This window comes from Bradyrhizobium oropedii, from assembly GCF_020889685.1.
Lineage (GTDB): Bacteria > Pseudomonadota > Alphaproteobacteria > Rhizobiales > Xanthobacteraceae > Bradyrhizobium > Bradyrhizobium oropedii.
This window is the reverse complement of sequence record NZ_JACMYO010000206.1, coordinates 1-14,420: the sequence shown is the minus strand read 5'-3', so window position 1 is coordinate 14,420 and position 14,420 is coordinate 1. Positions and strand designations below refer to the sequence as shown.

Sequence of the window (14,420 nt, the reverse complement as noted above, 5' to 3'; positions counted from 1 at the left end):
GGTGCTGTAGAGTGCGTTCCGAAACATCCGGGGGGGCAGCGCATGGCGATCGTATTCATTACCGGCAGTACGGATGGTCTCGGCCGGGCGGCGGCGCAGTCGCTTCTCGATAAGGGGCATCGAGTGGTGCTGCACGCGCAAACGGCAGATCGCGCCGCAGCCGTCGGAGAGCTCGCGTTGCGCTCCGAACGAGTTGTGGTCGGGACCTGCAGAGCGGCGCCGAGACCAAAGGCATCGCGGACCAGGTGAACGCGATCGGGCGCATGGATGCGATCATCCATAACGCTGGCGTCTACACACAGCGGAGTCGTGGCTCGACTCCTGAAGGCCATGCCGGGACGTTGGCGATCGATACTCTTGCACCCTACTTGCTGACGGCACTGATCGAGCGCCCCGCTAGACTGGTCTATCTTAGCAGTGGGCTGCATCGTGGCGGGGAAGGCTCGTTGGATGACCTTGATTGGACGAAAAGGTCTTGGGATTCGGCCAGGGCCTACGCCGAGAGCAAGCTTCACCTCGTCGCGCTGGCGCGACGCTGGCCAAGCGTCCTAAGCAACGCGGTCGATCCAGGCTGGGCGCGCACGAAGATGGGTGGCACGGGCGCCCCGGTAGATGTCGAAACGGGTCAGAAGACGCAATCCTGGCTGGCCGTGAGCGACGATCCAGCCGCGCTAGTTAGCGGCCGCTATTGGCATCGCCTCCAGCAGCAGGAGCCGGCCAATGAGGCGACCGATCCGAGCTTTCAGGATGAACTCATCGATAAATTGGGCAGGCTGACCGAAGTTAAGTTACCGGCATAGGTAACCAGCGCGGATCTGCTCTGGGGCAAAACCGCCCGCGGCGGACCGATTGCCTGCACTTGAAAAAATATGAAAAAATCCTTGAACTTGGTGTGTTGCCGACGCCGTCGAAGACTTCCTCGACGGCCGTTTTGGCTGGGCGGCGGGAGCCGTGGAAGGTACGCATCCGACGGGGGCCGTCTTGCGTGACGGGTGGTAATTCGCGAAGCGTGTGGCCTTAAGTCTAGCTTTAAGGTCATCAGGCGATGCGGGTCGAGGTTTTGGGCGGGCTGGAGCGGCGGCGGCGCTGGTCGCAGGACGACAAGGCACGGATTGTCGAGGAGACATTGGCGCCGGGCGCGAAGGTGACTGAGGTTGCGCGTCGCAACGGAGTAGCGGCCAGCCTGGTGTTTACCTGGCGTCGACAAGCACGGACATCGGAACAAGTTGTACCATCTTTTACGCCGGTGCAGATCGCGGCCGTAGCGGCATCGGCTGAGGAAACTCCGAAGCTTTTGCCTACGGTTGATGGCCGAGTTCGCTCCGTGGCAGCCGCGCGTACTGGATTGATAGAGATCGATCTCGGCAACCGACGGTGCATCCGGGTGGATGCGCACGTCGATCCGGAGGCGCTGGCGCGGGTCCTCGATGTGCTTGGACGCCGATGATTGCGATACCGGGGAATGTGCGAGTGTGGCTCGCGACAGGCTACACGGATATGCGCAGAGGCTTTCCGTCGCTGGCACTCCAAGTGCAGGAGGTGCTGCACAAAGACCCGCTCAGCGGTCATCTGTTCGTCTTCCGCGGTCGCCGCAGCGATCTTGTGAAGGCGATCTGGCACGATGGCCAGGGAGCCTGCCTGTTTACCAAACGACTCGAGAGAGGAAAGTTCATCTGGCCATCGGTTGCCGGTGAATCGGTAACGATCTCGCCGGCGCAGTTGAGCTATCTGCTGTCCGGGATCGATTGGCGTAACCCTCAAGAAACCCATCGGCCGACGCGGGTCGGATAGCCGCTTTTACGGTTTGAATCTGCTGCTTGATCTGATTCAATGGCTTCATGGTATCGAAGCCGGACGATCTTCCATCGGACCTCGTCAGTGCCCTGGCGGCGCTGCAGGCCGAGCGTGAGGCACGGCTGCGAGCTGAGGCGGTGGCTGCCAACTGGCAGGCACAAGCCGCGAATGCGCAGGCGCAACTGTCGGATACCGAGGCGCTGATCGCGCATCTCGAGTTGCGGATCGAGAAGCTCAAACGCGAATTGTACGGGCAACGCTCCGAACGCACGGCACGGCTGCTCGAGCAGCTGGAGCTGGAGCTGGAAGAGCTCGTCACCACAGCGAGCGAGGATGAGCTTGCCGCGCAGTCCGCAGCGGCGAAGACGCAGAACGTCCGCCCCTTCATGCGCAAGCGGCCGGTGCGCAAGCCGTGGCCGGACGACATCGAACGCGAGCGCGTCGTCATTGAGGCTCCAGCGACCTGCGCCTGCTGTGGTGGATCGCGCCTGGCGAAGCTGGGCGAGGATGTGACCGGGACGCTGGAGGAGATCCCGCGGCGCTTCAAGCTGATCGAGACGGTACGCGAGAAGTTCACCTGCCGCGATTGCGAGAAGATCAGCCAGCCGCCGGCACCGTTCCATGCCACGCCGCGCGGCTTCATTGGTCCGCAACTGCTGGCGACGATCCTGTTCGACAAGTTCGGCATGCATATCCCGCTCAATCGCCAGAGCGTGCGCTTTAAGGCCGAGAGGATCGATTTGCCGCTATCGACGCTGGCCGACCAGGTCGGCCACGGAACCTTCGCCGTCATGCCGCTGTTCCAGCTGATCGAGCGTCATGTGCTTGCGGCCGAGCGCCTTCATGGCGACGACACCACCATCCGCATCCTGGCGAAGGGCAAGTGCACGACGGGGCGAATCTGGACTTATGTGCGGGATGACCGGCCCTTCGCCGGGCCTGCGCCGCCGGCGGCGGTCTATTACGCCTCGAGCGACCGACGAGGCGAGCATCCCCAGAAGCATCTGGCCGCCTTCGCCGGTATCCTGCAGTGCGACTGTTACAGCGGCTTCGAGCCGCTGTTCGACCCGCAGCGGAAAGAGCTGCCGATGACGCCGGCGTTTTGCTTTGCCCATGCGCGGCGGGGCTTCTTCGAGCTGGCTGACATCGAGAAAAATGCCCGGGAAGGTAAGAAGGGCAAACCGGTCTCTCCGATCGCGCTGGAGGCGGTCAGACGCCTCGATGCGTTGTTTGAGATCGAGCGCGCCATCAACGGCCGCAGCGCCGACGAGCGGCGCGCCGCTCGCCAGGAGAAGAGCAAGCCGCTTCTCGAGGATATGCACGCCTGGTTGCTGCGTGAGCGCGAAACCCTGTCGCGCTCCTCCGAGGTCCTGAAGCCGATCAACTACATGCTCAGGCGCTGGGATGACTTCGCCCGCTTCCTCGACGATGGCCGGATCTGCTTGACCAACAATTGCGCTGAGCGCGCATTGAGAGGCATCGCCTTGGGACGGCGCAACTGGACCTTCGCTGGTAGCCAGCGTGGCGCCGACCGTGCCGCCATCATGCTGACGATGATCACGACCTGTCGCCTCAACGACGTCGATCCCAAGGCCTGGCTCGCCGAGGTCCTCGCCCGGATCGCCGATCTTCCCGCGTCGCGCCTGCACGAACTGCTGCCCTGGGAATGGAAGCTCCTGCGCCAGGCCGATAAGCCCGTCGGTCAGCAGGCCGCCTGACCATCACCCAACCGATCATAGATCTCACTGTGCCCGCGCGCATGCGTCAATCAGGCGGTCTTCGTCGTATGCGTACCGTGGAAGCTCATGCGGACGCGGTGGTTCGCCCCGCGCTGGTCGAGATTGCTTTAGGCGTTGGAGAACCGCCTCGCCATAGAGATACGTTTGCGGATCATTTTACTGTTCCGTGATGCGTGAACAGATCCAAGCCTTTGACTGGGTGGCAATAGATGATACCTTACCGTATCTTTTGAAGAAAAAAGGTACGTAAACGCATCATGGAACGAAGCTCAGAAGCAACCCAACAGCTAGGACGCCTCCTCCGGGATGCAAGAAAGCAAACGGGCCTAACTCAAGAGCAGGTGGCCGAACGCGCAGGCATTTCTCGGCCGCGTTACCGCGATATCGAGCAAGGCATCGCCGCTGCGCGGGCGAACACGCTGATTAACGTCGCGCGCGCGCTCGGCATGGAGCTAATGCTGATCCCACAGGCCATCGTACCAGGCGTCAACGCACTGCTTCGGCCGTCCGAAGACGAAGACCGACCAGCGTTCACCACCGATACGGATGACGATGATGATGAGTAGCCACGTCCGCGCTCCTAACACCATCCAGTCGCTGGACGTGTTTCTCAAAGACCTCAAGGTCGGAACGCTCGTGCGTACGCCGGGCGATTTCAACGCCTTCAGTCTTGATCCGGCCTATCGAGCCATGGCGCGACCCCCGATATTGAGCCTTTCATTCCGCTCCGCCGATGGTGGCCTTCGTAAGGATCCGAAGCCCGCAGCACACATGCTGCCCGCGTTCTTCGCGAATATGTTGCCCGAAGACAAGCTTCGCGAGGCGATGGTAAAGCACCACGCGGGAGCAGTGAGGCAAGGAAACGATTTCGACCTCCTCGCGGCGCTTGGCGAAGACCTGCCAGGTGCAGTGCGCGTCGTGCCGAGCGACGGCAGCACCACGATAGCCGTGCAAGACAATCCACGTGAGATCAAAGCGCGGTTTTCCTTGGCGGGAGTTCAGATGAAGCTCTCCGTGATGAAAAATACGGGCAAGGGTGGCGGACTGACTTTGCCCATCGGCGACGAGCAAGGTCAGTACATCGCAAAATTCCCCTCGACCAATCTTGTCGGCTTGTCGGAAAACGAGTTCGCCATTTTGGCGCTGTCCGAAATCCTCGGAATGGATGTGCCGGAACGCGAGCTTGTCGAGAAATCCGATTTCCAGGGAATTCCCGAAGAATTCAATACACTGTCGACTGGCAAGGTCTTGCTGGTGAAGCGTTTCGACCGTGGCCCCAAAGGTACCCGAATTCACGTCGAAGACTTCGCTCAGATCTTTGGCCGGCAGCCATCCAAAAAATACGATGATGCATCATACCACGACATCGCCTCCGCGCTGAACGTGGCGGTTTCGACCGACGCCGCACTCGAATTCGTTCGCCGACTGGCACTTGCCGCGCTCGTCGGCAACGGCGACATGCACTTGAAGAATTGGTCCACAATATACCCAGGTGATGGTTGCACTCCGGTCATCGCCCCCGTGTACGACGTCCTATCGATCACCGCCTATTTTCCGAAGGACGATATGGCCCTCTCTTTGGGAGGAGAGAAATCCTTCAAAGCGCTTACTCCGGACCGCTGGCGAAAGTTCGCCAATCGCGCGCGGCTACCCGAGCCGGCGGTCATCTCGGCCGTCGAGGAGGTCGTATCGTTGGTGAACGACCATTGGTGGCAACTCCCAGAGCGGGATGTCGTGCCGGCCGCTGTTCTCAGTAAGATCGATGCCAAGATCGAGGAGATGAGCCCGGTTCTAGATCCCGGCCACGTTCCGAAGTCTTCGCTGGCTACCCGCTGAGCTTGGCGCCATCGGAACTAGCTGGCCACAGCATACGACACCGGGTTGCATTCAGTTTTGGCTTATCATCCGCCGAGCCTGAAGAAGGTGCCGGCCCAGCTTCTTCGACGACCGGCTCGCGCACGGTCGTAGATGTTTGGCAGGCTTGCACGTTCAAAAGGTCTACAAGGGCCGCCTATCCGAGAAGCGAGGCTTTCTAGCGCGAACCGCGAAAGGCGGCGGGCTAGCGTTCGCCGGCAACGCCGCCGCGGCGGAGTTGGACGCTCTTCAAGCAGTCAGACGTGCAGTTTACGAACGGGCCCGTCAGGTGCGATCTCGAGCTCAACGGGACGAGGACTATCAAGGTCTATTCAGCAACCGCCTAGCTCTCAGGAAATACGACGGTGCGTTCCGGGTCCATTGCGGGACTACGAACGGTAGCTGCCGAAGCAGACGACCGAGGCGTTCAAGCTTTACGGTGAAGACGGTGTCTCGCTTCTGGTGTTCGAACGAGGCCTTCGACCTGGTTCCCTCGTTGAACGACCGGAATCTTGCGGACTTGGTCTACCAACTGGACCGCGACGTCTTGCGGGCGCAGACCGAGACGGACGACCGGTCGCTAGACCAGGCGTTGGAGCGGCTGGCCGAGTTGGATGCTGCTCGAGAGTAGGCGCCGGAAATGCCAGCGACCCGACGATGGTCATCATCGTCGGCATGTGCGAAGGGGACCCAGAGAGGCCGCTTAGCCGGTGCCGATCATCGGCGCCACATGATCAGCATGGGCTGCTGCTCGTCGGCATGTCGATGATGATCGTCCCGGCCATCGTCACCGGCATCATCATCTCCGGCACTACCAGCAGCAGCGGCAATTCCATCTTCGCATCGCGATCAGCGCCGTCGGACTAGCCGACGGCCCAGCGGCCGCTGACCATAGTTGCGATCACAGCGAAATCGCCTACCGTACTCACGGTGAAATCAGCGCAGCGTTAATGTTTGGGTTCGAGATTTTCTCCCGATTTGACATGATCTGGCAATGACTTATGAAAATCGAGTCATGCCTGGAGATCGGTATCGAGTCGTTCCTCCCGAACGAGTCGTTCTTAAAGCGGACCTACCACACACTGAAAATATTGGTGGGCCCGGCAGGACTCGAACCTGCAACCAGACCGTTATGAGCGGCCGGCTCTAACCGTTGAGCTACGGGCCCCCACCGCCATAAGGCGGCCGCGCCGCCGGGCCAAGACCGTTTACAGGTTGGCTAGCAATTCGGCAATCCCATCGTTTCAAGCGAATAGGGGCTTGCTCGCAGCCTGCGCTTCGCGCGGTGCACCGACTTTTGATTCCATTCGGGCGTGCCCGCGACGAATTGCTTCAGTAAAACTTCGTCGAGCTGTGACCCGCGATGACAAACTTGCCGCCACATCTGCCTTTGTGTGGCCTTGTCAAAGACCGGCGAAGCGTCGTGACGCTCCCCAACGCTGGAAATAACTGCAGATCGCGCGCTTTAGATCGGCTTTGCGCGCCCAAGCTTTCGTCGGATTGCGCCGTCGAGGCGACACACCTCGGATCACATGGTTGAGTCGTCAGCGCTTCGGCCACTCCGCCGAGTTATGGTCCGCGCATGCGAGTCAAAACCGACCGAGAACTTTGTGCTTCGTACAACGTCACAAGTCTCGCACCGCTGCGACCCAGCGTTTCCGTTTCACAAACCTTGGTATAAGTTTTGCAGCTCATTCTATATTGCCTGCTTACCTTTGTAGAGTGAGCCCCCCGTCGGGTCGTCTGTACTTTCGATGTCGAAACTGGATCCTTCGATATACGGGTCGGCGCGAGGCCGCAAGCTGACTTGACTGCTTGCTGGAAGTCCCTGCGGTCCATTCAGGCGTGAGCAAGAAAAATAAATGGGTATGTGAGCCCGCCTCCGCACCCTGAGTGACCTCTGGCCGATTGCTCCGGAAAACGAGACGGGTCTTCATCTTAAGAAAATCCTGCCGCGATCCGAGATCGCGACCAGAATTCATCTAGGCAACAACATGGAGAAGAGGAGGAGTGAGGTCTCTCTGCCTAGGAACGTGTGTGGCTTCTAACAGCCGATCCCGCTTCCCTCATGCTACGGACGTCAGCCGCGGTAGCTGCAGTAGCTGAAGCGATTGCCAGCGAATTAGCATTACCCTCTCGAATGCGAGCCGAGATGGGATCTACCGAGCTTTTCATAAGACGTCCGGTGTTATCTATCGTCGTCAGTCTCCTGATCCTGCTTATTGGTCTTCGTGCGGCCACCGTTCTACCGATCCGGCAGTATCCCAAGCTGTCTAATACGGTCGTCAGTATCGCGACCTCCTACCCTGGCGCCTCCGCCGACATGATCCAGGGGTTCATCACCACTCCGCTGGAGCAGGCAGTCGCGTCCGCCGAGGGCGTCGACTACATCACATCCTCATCGGTGCTTGGTATCTCGACGATTCAAGTCTACATCAAGCTCAATTTCGATCCCAACGAGGCGCTCACCGAAGTGCTCTCCAAGGTCAACTCAGTCAAATATTTAATCCCGAAGGAATCAAACGATCCGGTCGTCACCAAATCAACCGGTCAAACCACCGCCGTCATGTATATCGCATTCTCCAGCAAGGAACTGACGTCCAGCGCGATCTCGGACTATCTCTCACGTGTCGTGCAACCGGTTATGTCAACCGTCGATGGCGTCGCAGCGGCAGACGTCCTTGGCGGACAGAGTTTCGCGATGCGGCTATGGCTCGATGCTGCGAAAATGGCGGGGCACGGCGTGTCGCCGGCTGATGTTTCGGCCGCGATCACCGCCAACAACTTCCAGGCCGCGGCCGGCCAGACCAAGGGCTTTTTTACCATCTCCGACGTCACGGCAAACACCGATCTTCGGAGTGTCGATGACTTCAAGCGCTTGATCGTCAAAGCCAATGACGGCGGCTTTGTACGCATCGAGGACATTGCGACAGTTGAGCTTGCCGCGCAGACAACAGACGTCAGTGTGGCCATGAACGGCGAGCACGCGGTCTTCATCGGCGTGCAGGCGAGCCCGCAAGGCAATCCGCTGATAGTGCGAGGCGTTCGGGCGCTGTTTCCGGAAATGGAGCGCAACCTGCCACCGTCGATAAATATGAAAGTGGCCTACGACTCCACCAAATTCATTCAATCGTCGATCGACGAAGTAAAAAAGACCCTCATTGAGTCCGTCGTGATCGTTGTGGTGGTGATCTTCCTGTTCCTGGCGTCGCTGCGGTCGGTCATCATTCCTGTCGTCACCATTCCGTTGTCGCTCGTCGGTGTCTGCAGCTTGATGCTGGCGCTGGGGTTTTCATTCAATCTCCTGACCCTCCTTGCGATGGTGCTCGCGATCGGTCTCGTGGTCGACGACGCGATCGTCGTGGTGGAAAACATTCATCGCCATTTAGAAGAGGGGGCGCCGCCCCTGCAGGCAGCGACAAGGGGCGCGCGTGAGATTGTTGGCCCAGTTGTCTCCATGACGATTACGTTGGCCGCCGTATACGCCCCAATTGGATTTCTCGGCGGCCCCACCGGTGCGCTGTTCCGCGAGTTCGCGTTTACGCTGGCAGGAGCGGTGATCGTATCGGGCGTGATCGCTTTGACGCTGTCGCCGATGATGTGCTCGCTCTTCTTGAGGAGTGCTGAGGAGGGGCAGTTTGCAAGATTTGTGAACCACGGATTCGGCGCCATGACACGCTGGTACGGCCGCAAGCTCAATCGCTCGCTCGACTATCGGCCGATTACTGGTCTGTTTGCGGTGACCATGTTGGGCCTCGTCGGCTTTCTCTATATGCATACTTCCAAAGAATTCGCACCCGACGAGGATCAAGGTATCGTATTCGCACTAACCAAGGCGCCGAAATACGCCAATATCGACTACCTTGACTATTACGGCGCCAAGCTCGAAAAAGTCTTTCAGAAGTTTTCCGAGACCGATTTGAGCTTCGTACTCAACGGGGTTAGCGGCTCTCAGGGTGGCATGGCCGGCACGTTGCTCAAGCCATGGGACGAGCGCAAGCGGTCATCGATCGCGCTAAAGTCCCTTGTCCAGACCGAGCTATCTAAAATTGAAGGCATTAACGCGTTTGCCTTTAGCTTGCCGCCGCTTCCGGGCGGTTCGGGTGGCCTACCAGTGCAGATGGTGATCAATTGATCAATTCGACGCTAGGCTTCCAATCCGTCTATGAGCAGATGTCGAAGCTGAAGGATGCGGCGCGCAAGAGCGGTCTGTTCTTGGTGAGCGACTCCGACCTCGAGTTTAATCAGCCAGCGGTACGAATCAAGATCGATCGATCAAAGGCCAACGATCTTGGCGTCACCATGCAGAACATCGGTAACGCGCTCGCCAACCTTGCTCGGCGGAAACTACATCAACCGCTTCAATTTGCAGGGCCGCTCCTACCAGGTGATCCGCAGGTGCCGCGCGAGAAACGCTTGGCGCCGGAAGCAATCGGGAGCTATTATGTGAAGACCGCGACGGGCTCGATGCTCCCGCTGTCTAGCGTAGTTTCCATCGAGACTGCGACCGATCCGAACGCGCTCACCCACTAAAACCAGCTCAACTGCGAGACCTTTCAGGCCGTGCCGATGCCCGGCGTCACGATCGGTCAGGCTGTGGACTTCCTGGAAGCGGAGGCAAAGAAACTGCCCGCAGGCGTCAGCCACGACTTCCTCGCTGACGCTCGCCAGTATGTGCGCGAGGGTAACCAGCTGCCCGTCACCTTTGCATTTGCACTCATCATCATATTCTTGGTGCTTGCGGCGCAGTTCGAAAGTCTGCGCGATCCCTTAATCATCATGATCAGCGTGCCGATGGCAATAGTCGGCGCCTTGATCCCACTATTCTTTGGCTCGGCGACGATGAACATCTATACCCAAGTCGGGCTGTTGACACTGGCGGGGTTAATTTCCAAGCACGGCATCCTGATGGTTGAGTTCGCCAATGAGTTGCAGCTCAAGGAGAGACTCGACCGTCGTTCGGCTATAGAGATGGCGCCGCGCGTCCGACTTCGTCCAATCTTGATGACCACGGCGGCAATGGTCGCGGGTCTTTTGCCCTTCTGACCGCGACGGGGGCTGGTGCCGCGAGCCGCTTCTCGATTGGGCTCGTGCTCGTCGCAGGCATGTCCATCGGCACCCTGTTCACGATCTTCGTGCTGCCGGCGGTCTATGTTACGATCGCGTCTGATCACCGCGCCGATGCGAGCTCCGGCCACGCGAAAAACGGCGTTGAGCTCGACCTCATCGGCGCTGCAGATGATCAGGTGGCTAAGCAATGACGACAAGATCTATCTAGGTTCGCTCGATGCTATTCTAGATGGGGGCATTGCGCGCCGACCGCGTGAATCTGATGGGCTTTAGCTTGTGACGAGACCGACGGATAATCCCGGGCTGCTGCTTCGCACGACCTATCGTTCGTCCGCGATGAAGGACATATCGTCAAGAAATACGACCGCTTCACGCGCCGGTGTGGTGAGCGAAGCGGCCTGGACCCGCCTTCACGTTCCGTTCCGCATTGAGATCTTCACGCATAGGTGCTCGGCGAGAACACATCAGTGATCCGCTCCTGCTCCGCCAAGGCGAATTGCCGGACATTCACGGCCAGCGCAAGGCCCAAGCTCGAGCTCGCCGAAGGAGAATTATTTGCTTCCGTCTGACGCTTGCGTTGCTTGTTGAAAGGAATGAACGCTGGTTTGAACCGCCTTAGGATTGGTTGATACAGTTCAGTTTCGTGGGCGAAAGGGCCGGGAACGGTCGTCAGGAGCCCCCGCATCCATGAGCGACGCACTTACCGGCTTTCGACACGAAGACCATCAATCGACAAACCGAAAACAAACTGCACGTATCGGCTGAGTGACCGTAGTCGGGTGCTGGGAAGTGCAGGCCGGCTTCTGTTATACGACCGGAGTCGAGAACAAGAGCAACTGCTGAACCTCTGCGCTTGACCACGGCGGCGGCCATGGTGAAGACGACCGGAACTGCTAAGCGAGTGGTCAGAATCTGCCGCAACCTTGATGACCCATGGTCACGTCTGCGCGCGCGCCCCTGACCTGACCGACGCCGCCGCTTAGGCGGCGACGATGATGGCAGTACCACTCGAAGTGGCTATGGTCGTCGGCGGCGAGCGCTGGTACCGAACAATCGGTCACTCGAGATACAACACATCAAGTGGGGCGCGGGGAACCACCTGGCTGCCTGAAACCGGGAATAATCGGATATCAAAAATACGGACCGACATTGACGGCTTGCGCCTAATTGCGGTCCTGATGATGTTCGTTGTATTGATCTCGCGACTCAGCGCGGTTGCTCGTGATGGCAGCTTCCGAAAGTTGTCGGAAAACTTACGCCGTGTTCGCGCCAAGTACAAAGAGGTGTCGCGCGCCATCGGCTTTGTAGACTTTACGACAGAGCCATGGTGAGCCGCGCCCCGGCTGTCGCAGACCAGCAAAAACTGTCACCGCTCAATGGCTAGCTTATCCGGGAAAGATTAGCCGAACCCCGCATCTAGCGTGCTCGACGATCATTCCAATTTATCGCTCGCCCTGTGACGCTCCAGTCTTTGTGACGGCATCGCATTTGCAGGGATGAAGAATATCAACTTGAGGCCGGCATCGTCGAGCCGCGGGCCGTTTGCAGGCGACGCACGCAGGATGGGGACGCCGCGCTCGCGAGCCCGTTCTCTCAGGAGTGCGCGTGATACCATTTGCCAATTGGTCAGCAGGCCTGCTTGGGACGCGGCTCGCATTTCTTGTGGCCGGCTTCGGCCTCGCGGCCTGGGCGCCATTGGTCCCGCTCGCCAAGGAACGGCTCGCGGTGGATGATCGCATGCTTGGTCTTCTGCTGCTCTGTCTCGGAACGGAATCCGTCATCGCCATGCTTTTTACCAGCGTGTCGAGTGCGCGGAACGGCAGCAAGCCCATCATCCTTGCGGGTGGACTTGGACTCGCGCTCATCCTGCCGTGGCTTGCAATTGCCGACACACCTCTCAGGCTCGGTGCTACCCTGTCGGCGTTGCGCTCGGCTCGATCGATGTGGCCATGAACATTCATGCAATTGAATTGGAGCGCGCCACCGGCCGTCCCCTGATGTCCAGCTTCCACGCCCGGTACAGCATTGGGGAATTCACCGGCTCTGCCGCCGTGACCTCGTTCCTCTCGCTGCAGCTTGGCCCGCTTTGTTCGACGTTGGTCTGTTCGGCGTTAATGACGATCGCGATTGTGTCGGCCTGGCCGGGGTTGCTTGCGACGGGTTCGAGGCAACAGGGCCCGTTGTTTGTCTTGCCCCATCGCAGCGTATTGCTGGTAGCTGTGCTCGCGGCTATCACCTTTCTTGTCGAAGGTGCAATGCTCGATCGGAGCGCTTTGCTTCTTGTTGGGCGGGATCTTCTCCCGGAGGAGCATGGGGGCCTCGGTTGTATGCTCTTTTCAATCGCAATGACGGCAGGACGTCTCTGCGGATATGCCGTGGTGGCACGAATCGGCGAGCGCGCCACATTGATGCTCGAGACTCTGCCGATCGTGGCAGGCTTTTTTGCTGTGGTGGCCGCGCCGGTTGCGTTGATTGCTATGGCGGGTTTCCTGCTTATCGGATTGGGTATTTCAAACGTTGTACCCGTACTGTGTCGACGCGCCGGCAAACAGAAGGTGATGCCAGTAGGGCTTGCGATCGCGGTCATCACGACAGCCGGCTATGCCGGTATACTCGTCGGTCCCGCCAGCATCGGGTTCGTCGCGCACATGGTTGGCTTGCCCTTGGCGTTCGGGATGTTAGGCGCGCTTATGTGTATCGCTACGCTGTCGGCGCGGATGATGATGACAGACCATCGCTAGGCCGCTGATCGAGAGGAAAGGGATACCATCACATTTTCAACTAATGATCGGCCGCCGGTCGGCGTTAGAGGCTTAGAATCGATGTGCTCCCAGCTTGATGGCAGCACGTCTCGATCATGACCATTCTCCGTTTACTGCAAATGGGCTGGCTGCGTCGTGGCTAGGATACACCGCGTCACTCGGGTTTTGGTGTCCAACTGAGTGCGGTGTTGACAAAGAACGTTTGTCAACTGCGAGGCAAATTGATCGTTACGTGAGCGGCGAGTGCGCGAGGCTGGGACATCCACCGCCGATTGATCGTAGCACCGGCCCCTTATCAGGAACAAGCAGATCACTCCGGTGCCGCCCATCGCTGTCGGCGAGATACGCCAGGTAAGCCAGCTGAATGCCGTCCTCTAGTGAGGTCTGGGCGCGCCAGCCGAGCCTGGCCAGCCGGCCGACATCGAGCAGCTTGCGCGGCGTGCCGTCCGGGCGCGACGCGTCGAAGCTAATCTCACCGCGAAAACCGACGGCGGCCGCGACCACGAGTGCGAACTCGGCGATGGTGATGTCCTCGCCGGTGCCGATATTGACCAGCTCCGGCGAGGAATAGGTCTTCATCAGATGGATGCAGGCGTCGGCGAGATCGTCGACATAGAGGAATTCGCGGCGCGGCGTGCCGGTGCCCCACACCACGACATTGCCGGTGCCCGAGACCTTCGCCTCGTGAAAGCGGCGGATCAGCGCCGCGACGACGTGGCTGTATTCGGGATGATAATTGTCGCCGGGACCGTAGAGATTGGTCGGCATCACGCTGATGTAATCGGCGCCATACTGGCTGCGATAGGCCTCCACCATCTTGATGCCGGCGATCTTGGCGATGGCATAGGGCTCGTTGGTCGGCTCCAGCGGGCCGGTCAGCATCGAATCCTCGCGCAGCGGCTGCGGCGCCAATCGCGGGTAGATGCAGGACGAGCCGAAGAACATCAGCTTCTCGCACCCATTGGCATGGGCCGCCTGGATCACATTGGTCGAGATCGCCAGATTGTCGTAGAGGAATTCCGCCCGCAGCGTGTTGTTGGCGACGATGCCGCCGACCTTGCCGGCGGCGAGGAACACGGCCTGTGGCCGCTTCGCGGCAAACCAGGCGTTGACCGCGGCCTGGTCGCGCAGGTCGACCTCGCTGCGCGATACCGTCAGCAGATCGGCCCCTTCGCGCGCCAGCCGGCGCATCAGCGCCGAA

General features: G+C 59.7%; 9 protein-coding genes, 1 tRNA gene and 3 pseudogenes. 11 read left to right on the top strand and 2 right to left on the bottom strand.

Annotated features, from left to right (window positions below; translation table 11 throughout):
* Positions 1 to 42: 42 nt before the first annotated feature.
* The 6 genes and pseudogenes from H8A95_RS36380 (at position 43) to H8A95_RS36355 (ending at position 5,369) form a co-directional block, all read left to right on the top strand.
* A pseudogene (locus H8A95_RS36380) lies at positions 43 to 800 on the top strand (SDR family NAD(P)-dependent oxidoreductase).
* A 245-nt stretch (positions 801 to 1,045) separates the two neighbouring features.
* Complete coding sequence (gene tnpA, locus H8A95_RS36375; RefSeq protein WP_028340772.1) at positions 1,046 to 1,447, top strand: IS66-like element accessory protein TnpA; 402 nt, start codon at positions 1,046 to 1,048, stop codon at positions 1,445 to 1,447.
* 23 nt (positions 1,448 to 1,470) lie between these two features.
* Positions 1,471 to 1,791 carry an IS66 family insertion sequence element accessory protein TnpB gene (gene tnpB, locus H8A95_RS36370; RefSeq protein WP_430642467.1) on the top strand — a complete coding sequence of 107 codons (321 nt, stop codon included), beginning with the start codon at positions 1,471 to 1,473 and terminating at the stop codon, positions 1,789 to 1,791.
* Positions 1,792 to 1,838: 47 nt separating this feature from the next.
* The gene (gene tnpC / locus H8A95_RS36365; protein ID WP_229170740.1) at positions 1,839 to 3,512 is read left to right on the top strand and encodes an IS66 family transposase; all 1,674 of its coding nucleotides are present in this window, start codon (positions 1,839 to 1,841) and stop codon (positions 3,510 to 3,512) included.
* A 278-nt stretch (positions 3,513 to 3,790) separates the two neighbouring features.
* Positions 3,791 to 4,099, top strand: coding sequence for a helix-turn-helix domain-containing protein (locus tag H8A95_RS36360; RefSeq protein WP_229187465.1), 309 nt, complete (start codon positions 3,791 to 3,793; stop codon positions 4,097 to 4,099).
* The gene (locus tag H8A95_RS36355) at positions 4,092 to 5,369 is read left to right on the top strand and encodes a type II toxin-antitoxin system HipA family toxin (protein ID WP_229170738.1); all 1,278 of its coding nucleotides are present in this window, start codon (positions 4,092 to 4,094) and stop codon (positions 5,367 to 5,369) included. The genes H8A95_RS36360 and H8A95_RS36355 overlap by 8 nt, the downstream gene beginning before the upstream one ends.
* Before the next feature lie 1,110 nt (positions 5,370 to 6,479).
* Here the strand turns inward: H8A95_RS36355 and H8A95_RS36350 are convergent.
* A tRNA-Ile gene (locus H8A95_RS36350) sits at positions 6,480 to 6,555 on the bottom strand.
* A gap of 984 nt (positions 6,556 to 7,539) precedes the next feature.
* Here H8A95_RS36350 and H8A95_RS36345 point away from each other — a divergent pair.
* The 5 genes and pseudogenes from H8A95_RS36345 (at position 7,540) to H8A95_RS36330 (ending at position 13,198) form a co-directional block, all read left to right on the top strand.
* Positions 7,540 to 9,522 carry an efflux RND transporter permease subunit gene (locus H8A95_RS36345; protein WP_274617701.1) on the top strand — a complete coding sequence of 661 codons (1,983 nt, stop codon included), beginning with the start codon at positions 7,540 to 7,542 and terminating at the stop codon, positions 9,520 to 9,522.
* 38 nt (positions 9,523 to 9,560) lie between these two features.
* Positions 9,561 to 10,433, top strand: a pseudogene (locus H8A95_RS43955) (efflux RND transporter permease subunit).
* Between the two features lie 44 nt (positions 10,434 to 10,477).
* Positions 10,478 to 10,648 carry a hypothetical protein gene (locus tag H8A95_RS36340; protein ID WP_229170736.1) on the top strand — a complete coding sequence of 57 codons (171 nt, stop codon included), beginning with the start codon at positions 10,478 to 10,480 and terminating at the stop codon, positions 10,646 to 10,648.
* A gap of 804 nt (positions 10,649 to 11,452) precedes the next feature.
* On the top strand, positions 11,453 to 11,788 hold the full coding sequence (locus H8A95_RS36335) for a hypothetical protein (RefSeq protein ID WP_229170735.1): 336 nt from the start codon (positions 11,453 to 11,455) through the stop codon (positions 11,786 to 11,788).
* 274 nt (positions 11,789 to 12,062) lie between these two features.
* Positions 12,063 to 13,198 (top strand): annotated as a pseudogene (locus tag H8A95_RS36330) (MFS transporter).
* Positions 13,199 to 13,447: 249 nt separating this feature from the next.
* Here the strand turns inward: H8A95_RS36330 and H8A95_RS36325 are convergent.
* Positions 13,448 to 14,420 (bottom strand): GDP-L-fucose synthase family protein (locus H8A95_RS36325; RefSeq protein ID WP_229187464.1); only part of this gene is annotated, 973 nt, incomplete at its 5' end.

What these genes read in the sequence shown, in the direction of transcription:
- tnpA (WP_028340772.1), top strand. Translation starts at nt 1,046, where the DNA reads ATGCGGGTCGAGGTTTTGGGCGGGCTGGAGCGGCGGCGGCGCTGGTCG.
- tnpC (WP_229170740.1), top strand. Translation starts at nt 1,839, where the DNA reads ATGGTATCGAAGCCGGACGATCTTCCATCGGACCTCGTCAGTGCCCTG.
- H8A95_RS36360 (WP_229187465.1), top strand. Translation starts at nt 3,791, where the DNA reads ATGGAACGAAGCTCAGAAGCAACCCAACAGCTAGGACGCCTCCTCCGG.
- H8A95_RS36355 (WP_229170738.1), top strand. Translation starts at nt 4,092, where the DNA reads ATGAGTAGCCACGTCCGCGCTCCTAACACCATCCAGTCGCTGGACGTG.
- H8A95_RS36345 (WP_274617701.1), top strand. Translation starts at nt 7,540, where the DNA reads ATGGGATCTACCGAGCTTTTCATAAGACGTCCGGTGTTATCTATCGTC.
- H8A95_RS36335 (WP_229170735.1), top strand. Translation starts at nt 11,453, where the DNA reads ATGGCAGTACCACTCGAAGTGGCTATGGTCGTCGGCGGCGAGCGCTGG.